The sequence below is a fragment of the Duffyella sp. Ts4 genome (genome assembly GCF_051851875.1).
Taxonomy (GTDB): domain Bacteria; phylum Pseudomonadota; class Gammaproteobacteria; order Enterobacterales; family Enterobacteriaceae; genus Duffyella; species Duffyella gerundensis.
The window spans coordinates 575033-591951 of sequence record NZ_JBLYPN010000001.1 but is presented as its reverse complement, the minus strand read 5'-3'; the positions used below and the strand labels follow the sequence as shown (position 1 = coordinate 591951).

Here is a 16919-nt window from a genome sequence, read left to right as displayed (position 1 = left end):
GCCCCTGCTCGGGCGGCCCGAAGGGCAGAACGAAATGGCCGTTGACCTTAAAGACATTGACCTTAAAAGCCTGCCCGAAGGGCAGAACGAAATGGCCGTTGACCTTAAAGACGTTGACCTTAAAGACGTTGACCTTAAAAGCCAGCCTGCAAGGCAAAACTCCCCTGGCCTTTCCGGCCAGAGGAAAACGATCCCCCGGCGTTCCCCGGGCCCTCAGCGGAATGGCGGCTCGTTAAACGTCCTCAGCTTCCTGGAATGCAACTTATCGCCCTCGGCGCGCAGCTGCTCCACCGCGTAAATACCGATCTGCAGGTGCTCGGAAATCGCGCCTTCGTAAAAGCGGTTGGCCTGACCCGGCAGCTTGATCTCGCCGTGCAGTGGCTTGTCGGAGACGCAGAGCAGGGTGCCGTAAGGCACGCGGAAGCGGTAACCCTGGGCGGCGATGGTGGCGCTCTCCATATCTACGGCCACGGCGCGGCTGAGGTTGAAGCGCAGCGCGGAGGCGGAGTAACGCAGTTCCCAGTTGCGATCGTCAGTGGTGACCACCGTGCCGGTGCGCAGGCGCTGTTTGACCTCTTCGCCCGGCATGCCGCTGACCGCTTTGGTGGCGTCATACAGCGCGCGCTGTACTTCAGCAATGCTGGGAATCGGGATATCCGGCGGCAGCACGCTGTCCAGCACGTGATCGTCACGCAGATAGGCGTGCGCCAGCACGTAATCGCCGATGTTCTGGCTCTCGCGCAGGCCGCCGCAGTGGCCAATCATCAGCCAGGCGTGCGGACGCAGCACCGCCAGATGATCGCAGATGGTCTTGGCATTGGATGGACCGACGCCGATGTTCACCAGGGTAATGCCGCGACCGTTGGGCGAGGTCAAATGCCAGGCGGGCATCTGATGATTCTTCCACGCCAGGCTGGAGATCAGCGCATCAGCGTTTTCGCTTTCGGCGGTAATCACCGCGCCACCAGCGCAGGCAAGGCTGTCATAAGGTGAGTTTTCATCGCGAATCTGTTCTATCGACCAGCGGACAAACTCATCGACATAACGCGTGTAGTTGGTAAACAGCACAAACGGCTGGAAATGCTCCACGGCAGTGCCGGTGTAGTGGCGCAGGCGGGCCAGCGAAAAATCGGTGCGCAGGGCGTCAAAATGCGAAAGCGGAAAAATGGTCTCAGCGTTGAACAGGCCGTCGGCGTTTTCATCGCCGATATTCGCCAGCTCGGTGGTGGGGAAATGTTTGGCGATACCCGCACTCATTGAGCGATCCAGTATCAGATCGGAGCCGTCGATTACGTAGGGAAACGGAATCTCCTGCTGCGATGGGCGGACTTCGATGGTGACATCGTAATCTTTCTCAATCATCGCCAGCTGCTCGCGCAGATAGTGCCGTAGCAGTGCCGGACGGGCGATGGTGGTGCTGTAGCTACCCGGACGGGTAAAGCGGCCCCAGGCGCGGGTGCGATTCAGCGGCGCATTCTCGCCATCCCAGCTGATACGCAGTTCCGGGTAGACAAACAGCCCGGCAGCACGAGCTGCGGCATCGGGCAGGCTGCCGTCGGCAATGTAGGTTTTGATCGCCTCACGCAGCGCCTCAACGGCGTTTTGATACTGCTCTTCGAGCTTATCCAGCGCCTGCACGCTGGTGAGACCGGAAAAGTGCTTCTCAGGCATAAAATCTCCTTGTTGTCGCGCGACTGACATCGGGATCGCGTCGCATCATAAAAACCGCAGGTCATCCCCGGTTACGCTACTGTCAACAGTATGCATCAGAACGAGCGGTTTGGGGCTGATGAGCGGTGAGAATGAGACGGTTTCCCCTGGGCAGAGTTGTAATAAAAAATAACTAAACGCCGGAAAGACTTTGCGTTTTTCCAGGCCATTGATCATGATTATTACTCCTCTGGCGATCGACTCTTCAAGCTGGTATTAAATTGCAAAATCCTGGCGTATTACTGGTGCAGGCAGTTAAACGCACGGCGTGGTATCCCAAACGTCGTTCTTATAATGTGCTGTTCTGGCGCGAAATTACCCCTTTAGCCATTCCTATCTTTATCGAAAACCTCTGCGTCATGCTGATGGGCGTGCTCAGCACGTTTTTGGTGAGCTGGATTGGTAAAGAGGCGATGGCGGGCGTCGGTCTGGCGGATAGCTTTAACATGGTGGTGATCTCCTTTTTCGCCGCCATCGATCTCGGCACTACCGTGGTGGTGGCCTTTAGCCTGGCGAAACGCAACGGCAAGCGCGCACGGGCGGCAACGCGACAGTCACTGGCGGCGATGACCGTGCTGGCGTTGCTGCTGGCAATAGGCATTGAGTTTATCGGTCCGCAGATCATTGACCTGATTGCCGGTCAGGCGGAGCCGCAGGTGAAGCAGCTGGCGCTGAGCTATTTGCAGATGTCAGCATGGAGCTATCCGGCGGCGGCGATTACCCTGATCGGCAGCGGCGCGCTGCGTGGCGCGGGCAATACCAAAATCCCGATGCTGATCAACGGCGGCATGAACATCCTTAATATCATTATCAGCAGCGTGCTGATTTATGGCTGTTTCTCGTGGCAGGGAATGGGCTTCGACGGTGCGGCGCTGGGGCTGACTATTTCCCGTTATATCGGCGCGATTGGGGTGATTTATGTGCTGGTCATCGGTTTCAACCCCAAGCTGCGTATCAGCATTCCCAGCTACTTTCGGCGCTGGAACGGCGATATTTTGCGTGAGGTGCTGAGCATCGGCATTCCCGCCAGCATTGAATCGGTGCTGTTCAACGGCGGTAAGCTACTGACGCAGGTGTTTGTGGCTGGCATGGGCACCAACGAAATTGCCGGTAACTTCATCGCTTTTTCCATTGCCTCGCTGATCAACCTGCCGGGCAATGCGCTCGGTTCCGCTTCCACCATTATCGTCGGCACGCGCCTCGGGAAAAATCAGGTGATGCAGGCGGAGCGGCAGATCAAGCATGTGTTCTGGCTCTCCACCATCGGCCTGTGCGCGCTGGCGCTGCTATCGGTGCCGCTGGCGGGCACCATCGCGCGGTTTTATACCCGCGATGAGGAGGTGATCTCCGTGGTGAAACACCTGATCTGGCTCAACGCGCTGTTTATGCCGATTTGGGCCGCCAGCTGGGTGCTGCCTGCCGGACTGAAAGGCGCCCGCGACGCCCGCTTTACGATGTACGTTTCCATGGCGGGTATGTGGGGCGCGCGCATCGTGTTTGGTTATCTGCTCGGCATTGTGCTTGGCATGGGCGTGATCGGCGTCTGGCTTGGCATGGTCATGGACTGGGCGGTACGCGGTGCCTTCTTCTGGTGGCGCCTGAAAAGCGGCAGCTGGCTGAATAACTACCGCAAAATGATGGCCAGGCTCAGCGCCAGCGAAGCCGCGCAAACGGTGCCGACGCCGCCGCAATAAACCATGACGCAGCGCACAAAGCGCGATATTGCCGGAGAAATTAGGGCGGACGCCTGAAGCGCGCCGCCCACCGTCCGGCTAGTTTAAAAGCCTGGAGGCGCCTGCCGCCGCTTTTATTCGCTTTGTGGAGTCGTTATGGCTTTGAAAAAAACGCTGTTAATGGTGTGTCTGCTGGCCAGCCCGTCGTTGTGGGCCACCACCTTTGTCTATGTCTCCAACGCCACGTCCGGCTCAATTTCCCGTTATCAGCTCGACAGCGCCAGCGGCGCGCTGGAAAAACTGCACAGCTGGCCGAATGCGGTGGCGGCACGTTATCAGCTGGCGCACGGTCGTCAGCGACCGGCCGATTACAGCGATCCCACGCCGCGCATCTGGGCGGCCGATCTCAAAATCACCCCGGATGGCCGTTTTCTTTACATGTCTGAACGCACCTCCAGCACCGTCTCCGGCTATCGCATCGATGCGCAAAGCGGGGCCTTAACGCTGATCGGCAGCTGGCCGGTAGAAAAGCAGCCGCGCGGCATGGCGATAGACGGCAGCGGCAAGTGGTTGCTGGTCAGCGGCGAGAAGAGCGCGGTGGTCGGCAGCTACGCGATCAACGACAAGGACGGCACGCTGGCGCGCGTCGGCGAAGCGGCCTGCGGCACCGGTGCCAACTGGGTAGTCACCGTCACGCGCTAAGCGCGGCGTCGTCTCAGCCTGCCCACCGTGGCAGGCTTTTTTATGTCTGCAGTCAGGCAAAGGCCGGAGGAATAATTGAAATTATTCAGGATATTAACTACACCTTTATAGTTCCCTGATGAAAGAGCGACCTGCGCAGACAATCCGCTGCGCGCGCGTCAGCAGGGTGATTAATGGGAGTAAAGGGATGACGAAAGAGAAGCAGGATGAGGCAAAAATTGCGAGTGAACTGCTGCTGGAGTGCAACTGCGCGTGGAATGGCCAGCTCTATGGCGCTTATCCGCAGGGCACGCCGCAGCTGTCGCTGATGCGGCTCTCTATTCCGCCACACACCTCGCTGCCGTGGCACACGCACCCGATGCCCAACGTGGCCTATCTGCTCTCCGGTGAGCTGACGGTGGAAGATAAAGAGAGCGGTGAAACCCACACTTTTCGCGCCGGTCAGGCGATTAACGAATCGGTAAACAGCGCGCACCGGGGTTATACCACCGGCGTGGCGGCAGAGCTGCTGATCGCCTATGCAGGCGTGGAAGGGCAGGCGCTGTCGGAGCCGCTGCCAGGCGAACCGGCTGAGTTTTAACGCCGGGCTTTAGTACTTTTCCTGCTAAGCAAGTGAGAATGAGTGGCTTCCGTTTTGTGCGCAATCGGCGTTAACTCAGGGCTTCACCTTGTTACCGTCAGGAGTCACCGATGCGCAGATTACTGCAGTTATGGAAGAACCTCGGCCAGAATGCCCGACAGTCAGAACAGGACGACAGCGATGCGCGACACTATTTTGAGTTGGTGATCCCGATGAGCCAGCTTTACGGCATCGAACCGCACCCCTCGCTTCAGCGCTATTATGGAAAATAATCCCGCTTTTCACTGAGTACTGCCTGATGTAAAACGCGACAGCCCGCCAACCGTGCGGGCTTTTTTGTGCCTGTTATTTCAGCGTGATGCTGCTTCTTTCGCCAACTGTATGAATAGCGTCGGGTTTATGTAAACAAATGTATTTATTTAAATTGAGCTGCGTGATAATAATGTGAACATAAATGATAATCATTATCTTTCAACTTATCATTTAAGGTGTCACTGCGCCGACCCGTTAGCGGAGAATCGGTTGATTACGTCGTAACTGGCTGCGGGTGACGGAACAGAGATAACAATAAAAAGCCGCTGAATAATTTAAAAAATGGATAAAAATCGCAACCTGCCTTTTGGTAATTTTAGTTCTTTGACCTTATTTACCGGTTTGTGCATTGGCGTCACGCCTGCTGCTGCGCTTGCCGTTGACCAGGATGAGATGCTCGTTGAGGCCAGTGCGCCGTCGCTCTATGCGCCAAACGCCTCGGCAGACCCGAAATTCAGCCGACCGCTGGTTGATACCACCCGCACCATCACGGTGATCCCGGAAAAGGTGATGCAGGATCAGGGCGTCACTAATTTATCCGACGCGCTGAAAAACGTGCCCGGCGTCGGCGCGTTTTTTGCCGGTGAAAACGGTAACTCCACCACCGGCGATGCGATCTATATGCGCGGTGCCGATACCTCAAACAGCATCTATTCGGACGGCATTCGCGATATCGGCAGCGTCTCGCGCGACACCTTTAACACCCAGCAGGTTGAGGTGATTAAAGGGCCTTCGGGCAGTGATTACGGCCGCAGTGCGCCGACCGGTTCGATCAATACCATCAGCAAACAGCCGCGTCTTGACTCCGGCCTGGATGCCTCGGTGAGCGTCGGCAGCGCCTGGTTCCGCCGTGGCACGCTCGATCTCGATCAGGCGATCAACGACACCAGCGCTTTCCGCCTCAATCTGATGGGCGAGGAGACGCACGATGCCGGTCGCGACAATGTGAAAAACCGTCGCTGGGGCGTGGCGCCGTCGCTGGCGTTCGGCCTGGATACGCCGACGCGGCTCTATCTTAACGTTCTTCACGTCGAGCAGAACAACACGCCGGATGGCGGCGTGCCGACCATTGGTCTGCGTGGCTATCGTGCGCCATCGGCCGGCACCGCGGCGCTAAACGGTGCGGGCCGGGTGAACAGCGAGAACTTTTACGGCACCGATTCTGACTACGACGACTCCACCACCGACAGCGCGACGCTGCGCCTTGAGCACGATCTCAGCGACAGCACCACCGTGCGCAACACCACACGCTGGGCGCGGGTGAAGCAGGATTACCTGCTGACCGCGGTAATGGGCGGCGCCACGAATATTGTGCAGCCCAACCGCAACGATGTGCAGAGCTGGAGCTGGTCACGGCTGGCGAATACCAAAGATATCAGCAATAAAATTCTGACTAACCAGACCAATATCAGCTCACGTTTCCAGACCGGATCGGTGGGTCACGATGTCAGCGCGGGCGTGGAATTTACGCGCGAAACGCAGACCAACTACGGCGTCCGGGCGATGACGCCGCCGCCGGTGAATATCTATCATCCGGTCAGTTCAATTTCCGTGGGGGGACTCGATCGCAACGGCGCCAACGCTAACGGGCAAACCGATACTTTTGGTGTTTACGCCTTTGACACGCTGCAAATTACCCGCGACGTTGAGCTGAACGGCGGCGTGCGCCTCGACAATTACCGCACCGAATATGACAGCGCCACCGCCTGCGGCGGCACCGGTCGTGGCGCGCTGGCCTGCCCGGCGGGCACGCCGCGCAACACGCCGATCACCACCATCGATACCGCGAAGTCGGGTAACCTGGTGAACTGGAAGGCGGGCGCCCTCTATCACCTGACCGACAACGGCAATCTGTACGTTAACTACGCCATTTCGCAGCAGCCGCCGGGCGGCAGCAGCTTTACCCTGGCGCAGAGCGGCACCGGCAGTAACGCTAACCGCACCGATTTCAAGCCGCAAAAAGCCAAAACCAGCGAGCTGGGCACGAAGTGGGAAGTGCTGGATAAGCGTCTGCAGCTGAGCGCCGCGCTGTTCCGCACCGACATCGAAAATGAAGTTGAGCAGAACGACGACGGTACTTCGTCGCAGTATGGCCGCAAGCGGGTAGAGGGCTATGAGCTGACCGCCGCTGGTAATATCACGCCGGAGTGGCAGCTGCTGGCAGGTTATACTTTGCAGCACGCCAGCGTCCGCGAAGGGGCGAAGACCGCGCAGGATGGCGGATCGACCGTACCTTATACCCCGGAGCATGCATTCACGCTCTGGACGCAGTATCAGGCCAGCGACAGCATTGCTCTGGGCGGCGGCGCGCGCTATGTTGGCGGCATGCACCGCGGCACCGACGGCGCGGTCGGCACACCCTCTTCCACGGAAGGCTACTGGGTGGCCGATGCGAAAGCGGGCTACAAGGTCAACGCCAACCTCGATCTGCAACTCAACGTCTATAACGTTTTCGATACGCACGCTGTTTCCTCGATCAACAAGAGCGGCTATCGCTACCATCCCGTCGAGCCACGCACCTTCCTGTTGTCAGCAAACGTGCATTTCTAATCTGCAAGGGGCGTCACGCCCCTTTACTTCATGAGTAACTGCGAATGATGTATCACATTCCCGCCGTGCTGACGCCTGATGCGCTGAGCAGCTTTCGCGACGCGTTGCAGCAGGCCAGCTGGATTGACGGCCGCGCCACCACCGGCAGCCAGGGCGCACAGGTCAAAAATAATCAGCAGATCGATATCCATACGCCGCTGTACGATCGGCTCCAGGCGCAGGTGCTGCAGGCACTGAATAACAGCCCACTGTTTTTTGCCGCCGCGCTGCCGCTGCAGATCTCCACGCCGCTGTTTAACCGCTATCAGCAGAATGAAACCTACGGCTTTCACGTTGATGGCGCGGTGCGGCACAACGGCAGCCAGGGCTGGATGCGTACCGATCTCTCCGCCACGCTGTTTCTCAGCGAGCCGGATGAGTATCAGGGCGGCGAACTGGTGGTGAATGACACCTACGGTCAGCACAAGGTCAAACTGCCAGCGGGCGATCTGGTGCTCTACCCCTCAAGCAGCCTGCACTGTGTCACGCCGGTAACGGCGGGCGAGCGCATCGCCTCTTTTTTGTGGATTCAGTCGATGGTGCGCGATGACAAACAGCGTGCCATGTTGTTCGAACTGGATCGCACGATTCAGACGCTGAAAGCGCGCCATGGTGAGAGCGACGAGCAGCTGTCGCTGCTGAATCTTTATCACAACCTGCTGCGTGGCTGGACCGAAACCTGACAGATGGTGGTATCCGCATATTCAGCCAGGTTGAATCTCTTCATCAATATCCTTCGATAACCCTTTGTCCGGCGGCGGCGTATCATGGTTGTTAAGGCGCCTGACCGTTCAGGCCACCGTTTCAGGATGGAGAGTTATCATGAAGAAGATTGGGTTTTTGTCATTTGGCCACTGGTCGCCGTCGCCGCAGTCCGGCACCCGCTCGGCGGCCGATGCGCTGCTGCAGTCGATCGATCTTGCCGTGGCGGCTGAAGAGTTAGGCGCAGACGGCGCCTATTTCCGCGTGCATCACTTTGCCCGCCAGCTAAGCGCACCGTTTCCGCTGCTGGCGGCGGTGGGCGCGAAAACCAGCCGCATTGAGATCGGCACCGGCGTGATCGACATGCGCTATGAAAATCCGCTCTACATGGCGGAAGATGCGGGCGTGGCCGATCTGATTGCCGGTGGGCGGTTGCAGCTCGGCATCAGCCGTGGCTCGCCGGAGCAGGTGATCGACGGCTGGAACTACTTTGGCTATCAGCCGGAGGCGGGGGAAACCGAATCGGATATGGCGCGTAAGCATACCGAAGTGCTGCTTAACGTGCTGCGCGGCGAGGGCTTTGCCAAACCGAATCCGCAGCCGATGTTCCCTAATCCGCCGGGGCTGCTGCGCGTGGAACCTTATTCTGAAGGGCTGCGCGAGCGTATCTGGTGGGGCGCTGGCTCCAATGCCACCGCCGAATGGGCGGCAAAGCTGGGCATGAACCTGCAAAGCTCGACGCTGAAAGATGATGAAACCGGCGAGCCGTTCCATATTCAGCAGGCGAAGCAGATTCGCGCTTACCGTGCCGCCTGGCAGGCTGCCGGTCATACGCGTCAGCCGCGGGTGTCGGTCAGTCGCAGTATTTTTGCGCTGGTGGACGATCGTGACCGCGCCTACTTTGGCCGCAGCGGTCAGGAGCGCGACAGCGTGGGCTATCTGGATGAGAAAACCCGTGCCATTTTTGGCCGTAGCTACGCCGCTGAACCGGAAAAGCTGATCAAGCTGCTGGCCGACGATGAGGCGATTGCCGAAGCGGATACCCTGTTACTGACCGTGCCGAATCAGCTCGGCGTCGATTACAACGCCCACGTGATTGAGGCGATCCTCAAGTACGTCGCACCGGAACTCGGCTGGCGTTAACTCAGTCATCCATTCTCCCCGGTACGCCGGGGATTTTTTTGCCTGCTCTCCGGCGATCGCTGTCATAAAATCTTCACCGCATAGTGTGAAGCCTCACCTGGATTCCGTGCGCGCCACGGCGTAACGTAAGCAGGCTATTGTGCAGAGAGGAGAGTGATGATGATGCTGAAAAGTGGCTGCGTTGCGCTGGCTATCATGATGTTGCCCTGCGCCGCATTCGCGGTGACAGCGAACGGCGGCGATGGCTTGCCGGGCAAAGCGGGGCGCCCGGGACTGCCTGGCTGTCCTGGCGGCACCGCTCCGTCGCAGGACGGTAAGTTTTATCTGCCCGGTACGCAACAGCCCTGTCATGCCGGTAAAAATCCGTCGCGCGGAGAGCAGCCGGTGAAAAAAACGCCGCTTGAGCGAGCCTGATGCAGAGGGGGCTAACCGCTAATGCTGCGCGCCACTTAGTTAACGTGCTTCACCGTTTTCCGGCAGCAGTCGAGCACGACAGACCTGCAAAATTTCATCGGCCAGCGCGGAGTCATCCGGGCAGCCGCGTGACAGCACCAGCGCGCCCACCATCTGCGACAGCGTGGCGATCAGATCGGCACGCGTCTCGCCGCCGTCAGCCCTGGCGATGGCCAACAGGTTTTCGATGCCCGCGGCAAACTCACTTTTAATGGCGTCGGATTGTCGCGCGGCATCGCTGCCCAGTGACGCCATCACGCAGCCCTGGCCCATCCCATCACGATGCTGGCGCGAGAGATAGTGCGCAACAAATTGATCTCGCGTGACGCCCTGTGCATCTTCGGCAGACTGCATAAAGCCGCAGCGCATCGCCTCTGCCATCAGATCGGCCTTGGAGGCAAAATGCTTATAAAATCCGCCGTGAGTCAGGCCAGCCGCTGACATCAGATCGGCAACGCCAACGCCATCAAATCCCCGTTCGCGAAACAGCGTCGACGCGGTTTGCACGATACGCCTGCGGTTCTCCTGCACTTGCTCTTTTGACACTTTCATTCACTACTCCTTCCGGTACGACCTATGGTCTGATTATACAATGATGATGAACATAATCAAAACCATTGACTTTTTAGATGACGATTATCATCATTATAGTCATTCTTACCCACTGCGCAGAGCAACCGATGAGAACCAATACCATGCAGGCCTTTACCTTTAAACGCTACGGCAAGAACCCGGCGCTGGGCATTGAACACGTTGCGATCCCGACGCTGAAACCGGACGAGCTGCTGGTGAAAGTCTGTGCGGCGAGCCTCAATCCCATTGATAACATGATCATTAGCGGCACCTTTAAGCCAGTGTTACGCATGACGCTACCGGCCACCCTGGGCAGCGATCTGGCCGGCATTGTTACCGCGGTGGGCAGCGGCGTGACGCGCTTTACGCCGGGTGATGCGGTATTTGCCAGCATTTTTGATACGGGCCAGGGTGCGCTGGCCGATTTCGCCGTGGTTCCTGAACGTCTGGCTGCCTTGAAGCCAACAAACCTGAGTTTTGTCGAGGCGGCAGCGCTACCGATGGTCAGCCTGACCAGCTGGCAAGCGCTGCACGAGCACGCCAGGCTGCAAGCGGGTGAGAAGGTGTTTATTCCCGCCGGATCGGGCGGCATTGGCAGCATTGCGATTCAGCTGGCGAAAACGCTCGGCGCGACCGTGGCGACCACCACCAGCACGGAGAATGTTGACTGGGTGCGCCAGCTCGGCGCCGACCAGGTTATCGACTATAAAAAGCAGGCGTTTGATGAGGTGCTGCGTCATTACGACCTGGTGCTGGGAACCCTGCGCGGCGACGCGCTTGAAAAATCACTCGCTATTTTGCGGCCTGGCGGGAAGATCATTTCGCTGGTCGGGCCGCTGGATGTGGCGTTCGCCCGCAAACGGCGGCTGAATCGCGTGCTGATGGCGCTGTTCTGGCTGATGAGCCGTAAAATTAAACGCCTCGCACGCAGACAGGGCATCGATTATCGCTTTCTGTTTGTGCAGCCCGATGGTGAGCAACTGAAGCACATTGCACAGCTGGTGGAAGCCGGGCAGCTCAGGCCAGTGATTGACCGGGTGCTGCCGTTTACGCAAAGTGCGCAGGGGCTTGCCTGGCTGGCGCAGGGAAGGGCCAAAGGCAAAGTGGTGATTGATCTGGAAACGCCATAGCGCAGAACAGAAAAAGCCCGCTCAGGTTTCCCTGAGCGGGCTTCTCGAATGTGGCTCCTCTGACTGGACTCGAACCAGTGACATACGGATTAACAGTCCGCCGTTCTACCGACTGAACTACAGAGGAATCGTGTGAACGAGGCGAATATTATCGGCGTCGGTGAACGCTGTCAACAGCCAGAAAGCGTTTTGCTTTCAAGTGGCTAGCTTTGCAGCAATCGGCTGATTCAATCGCCAGTTGTGGCCTGATTTGTCAGCCTCAGCAGCGGATCCTGTTGATAAAATCCACGGTAAAGCCCATAGAGCGTGGGGAAACGCTCCATTAAGAGTTCGGGCGCGGTAAAGAAGTATTCTGATAACACCGCGAAGCACTCGGCGGCATCGCTGGCGGCATAGGCATCGATACGGGTAGCGTATTCGCCCACCAGCATAATTTCCTGTTCAATATCGGCCATCGCCAGCTGGATTTCCCGTTCCCAGCGCGCCACGTCACGCAGTGCCACCGGCGGTACGCCGTTGTTGTAGCCACTGCCGCGCGCCTCCAGCTTGTGTGCCACTTCATGGATCACCAGGTTAAAACCGGAGAAATCAAACGAATCGAGAATATCCTGCCAGTTGAGAACCACCGGACCCTGCAGCCAGCTCTGCCCCGACTGCGTGGTGCGCTCAGCGTGCACCAGACCATCCTCATCCTGCCAGCTGTCGTTAACGATAAACGGCGCCGGATAGATCAGCACTTCATGAAAGCCATCCAGCCAGGCGAGGCCCAGCTGCATCACCGGCAGGCAGAACAGCAGCGCGATACGTGCATGGCTCTCGGCATCCAGTTGCAGATTCTGTAGCGCCACCAGCCGCTTTTGCCGCAGAAACTGGCTGGCAAGGGCGATAAGCTGCTGCTGCTCCTGATCGGACAACACGCTAAACAGTGGGGCCGACAGCGCCTGTTGCCAGGGCAGGGCAGCGAGGGCTTCTTCAGCCTGAGATTTCCATGGCCACTTGATCATGATGGTTGGGCTGTTCCTGCAGATGAAAGGCGAAGGATCCGGCAGATGCTAATCAATGGCGGGTAAAAATGCAGCAAGCGGGCGCGTTGTCTGTGAGCTGACGCACAAATGAAAAAAGGCGGGAGAGCCCGCCTTTTTAAGTTAGTCGATCTTTTCGAACTCAATCACCCACACCCAGGGATTCACTTCCCAGCTGGTGCCGCCGTACTGTTTTTGCCAGGCCTTTTTATAGGCCTCTTTTGGCGAAACGGTGTTGTTGTTCATGGTGAAGAAGTTGTTAAGAAAGTGCGAATCGGTCTGCACACCTTCTGCCATCACATCTTCGTCGCTGATATCCTGGATTTTTTCCGCCCGTACGGCGGTAATCAGCAGATCGATACGGCTTGCCCAGCGCGGCATGTGAATCGCCGTCTGCCAGCCAAACTCTTCACTGTTTTTATCCTTGTCATAAGGATGGCCCAGCTCGTTGTTCGCCGCGCGGTACTGGCAATATTCTGGCCGGCGGAATTTGGCCGGCGAACGTTCATAATCAGGTAGCGCGTCGGTGGGCACCACCGGGCCACGCCAGGTTTCACGCACCCAGAGCCGGTCGCCGGGCTGACCGTAAGGACAGCGATAGCTAAGGTCGTTCATGTTCACCATCTTATAACCCTGGAGATGGTTACTGCTGACGTCAAAAGCGTAACAGCCTTCATGATTATCCTGACCAGGGCCAAAAGCCTGGGATTTCATGATGCGCCGGGTTTGCGTTTGCTGGCCAATTAACAGGGCGCGTACCCGTTGCTCAGAAAAAAGAATCGGCCGTTCTTTCATTGCATACCTCTTATTGTGTTTATGCGCTATCCAATCGTGTAAAATACAATCAGATTAATCTTAACCTTACTCAAGATACCACGTTTACCCTGGTTTGCTTATCGGAGTTGTGCAATTTTTCCGAATTTTCGCCTGCGCGAAAAACAAGCACAACAACCAATTTTTCTGTTTAATCGTGGTCCGGTTATAATCATGCGCTGTATGGTATCAGGGTTTACGATCAACGTATTTTTCATCGATTTCAGCGTTAAAATTTCGCTAAGCCGCCGAAATACCTGATCAGTGCGTTGAAGGTAAGCCGTAAAGCTAACATAAAAATTGGTGATTATCTGGCGTAAACGCATTTTTACGGCCAGGAATAATCCCTAAATTATATTACTTTGGCTAATGCTTTTGGTTTGAAAAATCACCAGATCTTTTTACTGCTCCTGCTTTATTTGCCGCTTCCATGCGATGTGATGCACAGGATCTGCTATAAATTGAAGAAGATCACTTTTTCAATCAAACCGTTGCAGTACTTACATCCTGATTGCGACAGCAATCATCAAACTGTCATTCTCATCACGCTACTCTCATGCATGTTTGGCTTCGCCCGTTAAACACCTGCACCATTTCATCGCACAAAGGGAGAAGTTTATGTCGCTACATCACTGGCAATCGCGCTTTGAAAACTGGATGAACCAACACTGGCAGCACGGTGACCAGGCCCATGACGTCGCGCACCTGCGTCGTGTCTGGCAAACCGCGCAGCAGATTATGCAGAGCACCGATGCCACGCCGCTGGTGGTGCTGGCGGCCTGCTATTTTCACGACGTGGTGAATCTGCCGAAAGATCATCCCGAGCGTCATCTCGCTTCCAGCCAGGCCGCAGCCGCGACGCGCCGCATCCTGCTGGAATCGTTCCCTGACTTCCCCCATGAGCTGCACGATGACATTGCGCATGCCGTGCAGGCGCACAGCTTCAGCGCCGGAATCGTGCCGCGCACGCTGGAAGCCAAAATCGTGCAGGACGCCGATCGTCTGGAATCATTAGGTGCTATCGGCCTGGCTCGCGTTTTCTACACCTCCGGCGCACTCGGTCGCTCGCTGTTCGACAGCAACGACCCGCTGGGCAAGGCGCGGCCGCTGGATGACAAGCTCTGGACGCTCGACCATTTCCAGATAAAAATGCTGCGTCTGCCAGAAACCATGCAGACGGAAACCGGCAAAAAGCTGGCGCAACACAACGCTGATTTTGTTGTAGATTTCATGGCAAAGCTCTGCGCAGAACTGCAGGGCGACCTGATCGGCAAGGATGCGTCGGTGTTACGCGATTTCACTTCTGATAAAACCAAATATTAAATTTTTGTGACAATCTATGAATTAGCCGTTGCGCATGGCAGGGTGTCGCAAACAATAAACAGGAGTGATTGCATGAACGACACCGTTAATCTGACCATTAAAATTGACCCTGAACTCAAAGAGACCATTAAAAACCTCGCGCTTGAGAATCAGGTTTCCATGAGCCAGGAGATTTGCCAGCGTTTACAGTTAAGCCTTAGTCAGCAACGCCCTGAGATCGACAGTTCACATACCGAAGAGCAGGAAACCCCGCAGCTCACCGACGGCGAACTGAAACAGATTCGTAGCCTGTTGAAAAAAAGCAAAAAACGTAAGGTCTAATCTGACGCAGGGCCGTGATGCGGCCCTGTTGTTACAGCACCTCAACCAGCCGGAACTCCTCATATATGCGTTCCATATCGGTCGCAAACAACCCTTGCCGTTGAAAAAATTCCTGATGTGCCTGCCGCCAGTGCGCCAGGCTCAAGTCGCCTTCACCCTCTTTTTGCGCCATTTCTGCCGTGACGTCACAGAAGCGCACCAGCCGCATAGCCACGATTTGAATCACGCACACCGGCTGCGCCTGAGCGTCGAGAATGATGTGAAAGCTGCCGGGCGTCTTCCTGCTGATAGGCCGCCAGCGAGCCGCAGGAGGCGGTCTTCTTACCGGCAACCACCAGCGCCGCCAGCGCATCGGTCAGCGCCGGTAAATCGCCAAAGCCCCATTGCAGGGCATCGGGATACTTTTCCATCAGGTTCATCACTGCACGGCCTTTTTTTATTTTCAGTGAGGATAACGTTAGCGGGCTTCAGGTTGCGCCACGACCTGTTTGATAAACGGCAACAGCTGATGCGCCACCGCGGCAAACACCGGTACCACCACCGAGTTGCCAAACTGTTTGTACGCCTGTGTATCGGAAACCGGGATACGAAAGCGGGTTTCGCCGGGCTGCTCGAAGCCCATCAGACGTGCGCACTCGCGCGGCGTCAGACGGCGAGGACGACGCTGCATATTCTCCGCGTGGGTAAAATCCTCTTCCGCCAGCGCGCTGTCCCAGCCGCGATCGATGAGGATTTCCGAACCATCTTTGTAGTAGCGCGCGGAGAGGGTGCGTGCGCAGGCCAGCGGATTGTGGCTATCAATCAGGCCAAAACCGAAGCCGTTGCCTTTGGCCTTGTGTTTTTTCGCGTAATGCCACAGATAGCCCCACAGCTTGGGCGACAGAATGTATTTCTCCTGCTCCTCATCCAGCAGATCGCGGAAAGCGGGACGGGGCTGCGGCAGCGCCTGCAGCACGCCATTCAGTGAGAAATCGGCGCTGAACGGGTAGTCACGACGAATGCCCACCAGCACGATGCGCTCGCGATGCTGCGGCAGAAAGTGGCGCGCGTCGATAATCTTGCGGTCCGGCGCGTTGTCGGCGGCGTTAGCGATGTCGTAGCCAAGCTGATCAAGGGTATCCATGATCACGCGGAACGTGCGCCCCTGATCGTGGCTCTTGAGGTTTTTCACGTTCTCCAGCACGAAAATAGCCGGTTTTTTGGCGGCGATGATGCGCGCCACGTCGAAAAACAGCGTGCCCTGCGCTTCACAGGCGAAGCCGTGCGCGCGGCCCAGCGCATTCTTTTTGCTGACGCCAGCGAGCGAGAAGGGCTGGCAGGGGAAACCAGCCAGCAGCACCTGATGATCGGGGATCTGCGCGTCAATGTGCGCGGCGGCTTCTTCATCGCTGGCTGGTGTGGCGGAGAGCGTAACGTCACGAATATCGCTGTTGAAGCGGTGCTCGTCGGGGCAGCTGTAATGGTTGGCGCGGTAGGTTTTGATCGAGGCGCTGTTCCACTCGCTGGTGAACACGCACTTGCCGCCGATGGCATCAAATCCGGTGCGAATGCCGCCGATGCCGGCGAACAGATCGATGAAACGAAACAGCGGACGATCGTAATGGGCGGGGCGTTCAGGCAGCAGCGCCTGCAACATTTTTACTTCGACATCCAGCAGCGCACGGGCGCGCGCTTTGCCGTTGATGTAGCGGTTGAGGCTTTCGCGCGTCCAGTCGTTGGCACCGACTTTACGCAGCGCTTCAGCGATCGCCTTCTGGCCATAAATATCGATGGTGTGCTGCAACAGGTGTTGATCCTGTGCGAGCTTGGTGTGCTGTTGCAGCAGATGTTCCTTCTGCAAGCGTTGTGCCAGGGCGTCCGTAGCGTGCATGGT

General features: G+C 57.3%; 17 protein-coding genes, 1 tRNA gene and 1 pseudogene. 11 read left to right on the top strand and 8 right to left on the bottom strand.

Annotation, left to right across the window (positions count from 1 at the left end; genetic code table 11):
* Window positions 1–213: 213 nt before the first annotated feature.
* Window positions 214–1671, bottom strand: a complete 1458-nt coding sequence (locus tag ACJY2L_RS02920; protein WP_439212312.1) for an AMP nucleosidase — start codon at window positions 1669–1671, stop codon at window positions 214–216.
* Window positions 1672–1716: 45 nt separating this feature from the next.
* On the bottom strand, window positions 1717–1887 hold the full coding sequence (locus ACJY2L_RS02915) for a hypothetical protein (protein ID WP_187486738.1): 171 nt from the start codon (window positions 1885–1887) through the stop codon (window positions 1717–1719).
* Between the two features lie 68 nt (window positions 1888–1955).
* Here ACJY2L_RS02915 and ACJY2L_RS02910 point away from each other — a divergent pair, with 68 nt between their 5' ends.
* From ACJY2L_RS02910 to ACJY2L_RS02875, 8 genes are all read left to right on the top strand, one after another.
* Window positions 1956–3404, top strand: coding sequence for an EmmdR/YeeO family multidrug/toxin efflux MATE transporter (locus ACJY2L_RS02910; protein ID WP_439212664.1), 1449 nt, complete (start codon window positions 1956–1958; stop codon window positions 3402–3404).
* Window positions 3405–3539: 135 nt separating this feature from the next.
* Window positions 3540–4085: a lactonase family protein gene (locus ACJY2L_RS02905; RefSeq protein ID WP_439212311.1), complete on the top strand. Its 546-nt coding sequence runs from the start codon at window positions 3540–3542 to the stop codon at window positions 4083–4085.
* 187 nt (window positions 4086–4272) lie between these two features.
* Complete coding sequence (locus ACJY2L_RS02900; protein ID WP_067435411.1) at window positions 4273–4665, top strand: cupin domain-containing protein; 393 nt, start codon at window positions 4273–4275, stop codon at window positions 4663–4665.
* A 110-nt stretch (window positions 4666–4775) separates the two neighbouring features.
* The gene (locus tag ACJY2L_RS02895) at window positions 4776–4937 is read left to right on the top strand and encodes a hypothetical protein (RefSeq protein WP_439212310.1); all 162 of its coding nucleotides are present in this window, start codon (window positions 4776–4778) and stop codon (window positions 4935–4937) included.
* A 322-nt stretch (window positions 4938–5259) separates the two neighbouring features.
* The gene (locus ACJY2L_RS02890) at window positions 5260–7527 is read left to right on the top strand and encodes a catecholate siderophore receptor Fiu (RefSeq protein ID WP_439212309.1); all 2268 of its coding nucleotides are present in this window, start codon (window positions 5260–5262) and stop codon (window positions 7525–7527) included.
* 44 nt (window positions 7528–7571) lie between these two features.
* On the top strand, window positions 7572–8249 hold the full coding sequence (ybiX, locus tag ACJY2L_RS02885; protein ID WP_439212308.1) for a PKHD-type hydroxylase YbiX: 678 nt from the start codon (window positions 7572–7574) through the stop codon (window positions 8247–8249).
* A 139-nt stretch (window positions 8250–8388) separates the two neighbouring features.
* Window positions 8389–9411: an LLM class flavin-dependent oxidoreductase gene (locus tag ACJY2L_RS02880; protein ID WP_439212307.1), complete on the top strand. Its 1023-nt coding sequence runs from the start codon at window positions 8389–8391 to the stop codon at window positions 9409–9411.
* Window positions 9412–9567: 156 nt separating this feature from the next.
* Entirely contained in the window at window positions 9568–9825 is a 258-nt protein-coding gene (locus tag ACJY2L_RS02875) for a hypothetical protein (RefSeq protein WP_209501818.1), read from the top strand.
* Between the two features lie 39 nt (window positions 9826–9864).
* On the opposite strand, the gene ACJY2L_RS02870 is transcribed toward ACJY2L_RS02875, so the two are convergent.
* Window positions 9865–10416 carry a TetR/AcrR family transcriptional regulator gene (locus ACJY2L_RS02870; protein WP_439212306.1) on the bottom strand — a complete coding sequence of 184 codons (552 nt, stop codon included), beginning with the start codon at window positions 10414–10416 and terminating at the stop codon, window positions 9865–9867.
* Window positions 10417–10544: 128 nt separating this feature from the next.
* Here ACJY2L_RS02870 and ACJY2L_RS02865 point away from each other — a divergent pair, with 128 nt between their 5' ends.
* Window positions 10545–11567 carry an NADP-dependent oxidoreductase gene (locus ACJY2L_RS02865; protein WP_439212305.1) on the top strand — a complete coding sequence of 341 codons (1023 nt, stop codon included), beginning with the start codon at window positions 10545–10547 and terminating at the stop codon, window positions 11565–11567.
* A 51-nt stretch (window positions 11568–11618) separates the two neighbouring features.
* On the opposite strand, the gene ACJY2L_RS02860 is transcribed toward ACJY2L_RS02865, so the two are convergent.
* The 3 genes from ACJY2L_RS02860 to ACJY2L_RS02850 form a co-directional block, all read right to left on the bottom strand.
* Window positions 11619–11694 (bottom strand) — tRNA-Asn (locus tag ACJY2L_RS02860).
* Between the two features lie 100 nt (window positions 11695–11794).
* Window positions 11795–12571: a DgsA anti-repressor MtfA gene (gene mtfA, locus ACJY2L_RS02855; protein WP_439212304.1), complete on the bottom strand. Its 777-nt coding sequence runs from the start codon at window positions 12569–12571 to the stop codon at window positions 11795–11797.
* Window positions 12572–12712: 141 nt separating this feature from the next.
* A complete protein-coding gene (locus ACJY2L_RS02850) occupies window positions 12713–13384 on the bottom strand; it encodes a hypothetical protein (protein ID WP_439212303.1) in 672 nt (223 codons plus the stop codon).
* Between the two features lie 636 nt (window positions 13385–14020).
* Between ACJY2L_RS02850 and ACJY2L_RS02845 the strand changes: the two genes are divergently transcribed.
* Window positions 14021–14725 (top strand): phosphohydrolase, encoded by a 705-nt coding sequence (locus tag ACJY2L_RS02845; protein WP_439212302.1) that lies wholly within the window; start codon window positions 14021–14023, stop codon window positions 14723–14725.
* A 72-nt stretch (window positions 14726–14797) separates the two neighbouring features.
* Entirely contained in the window at window positions 14798–15046 is a 249-nt protein-coding gene (locus tag ACJY2L_RS02840) for an Arc family DNA-binding protein (RefSeq protein WP_067431771.1), read from the top strand.
* Between the two features lie 31 nt (window positions 15047–15077).
* On the opposite strand, the pseudogene ACJY2L_RS02835 reads toward ACJY2L_RS02840, so the two are convergent.
* Together ACJY2L_RS02835 and dcm are read right to left on the bottom strand one after the other, a co-directional pair.
* Window positions 15078–15465 (bottom strand): annotated as a pseudogene (locus tag ACJY2L_RS02835) (ASCH domain-containing protein).
* Window positions 15466–15503: 38 nt separating this feature from the next.
* Window positions 15504–16916 carry a DNA (cytosine-5-)-methyltransferase gene (gene dcm / locus ACJY2L_RS02830; protein ID WP_439212301.1) on the bottom strand — a complete coding sequence of 471 codons (1413 nt, stop codon included), beginning with the start codon at window positions 16914–16916 and terminating at the stop codon, window positions 15504–15506.
* Window positions 16917–16919 lie beyond the last annotated feature (3 nt).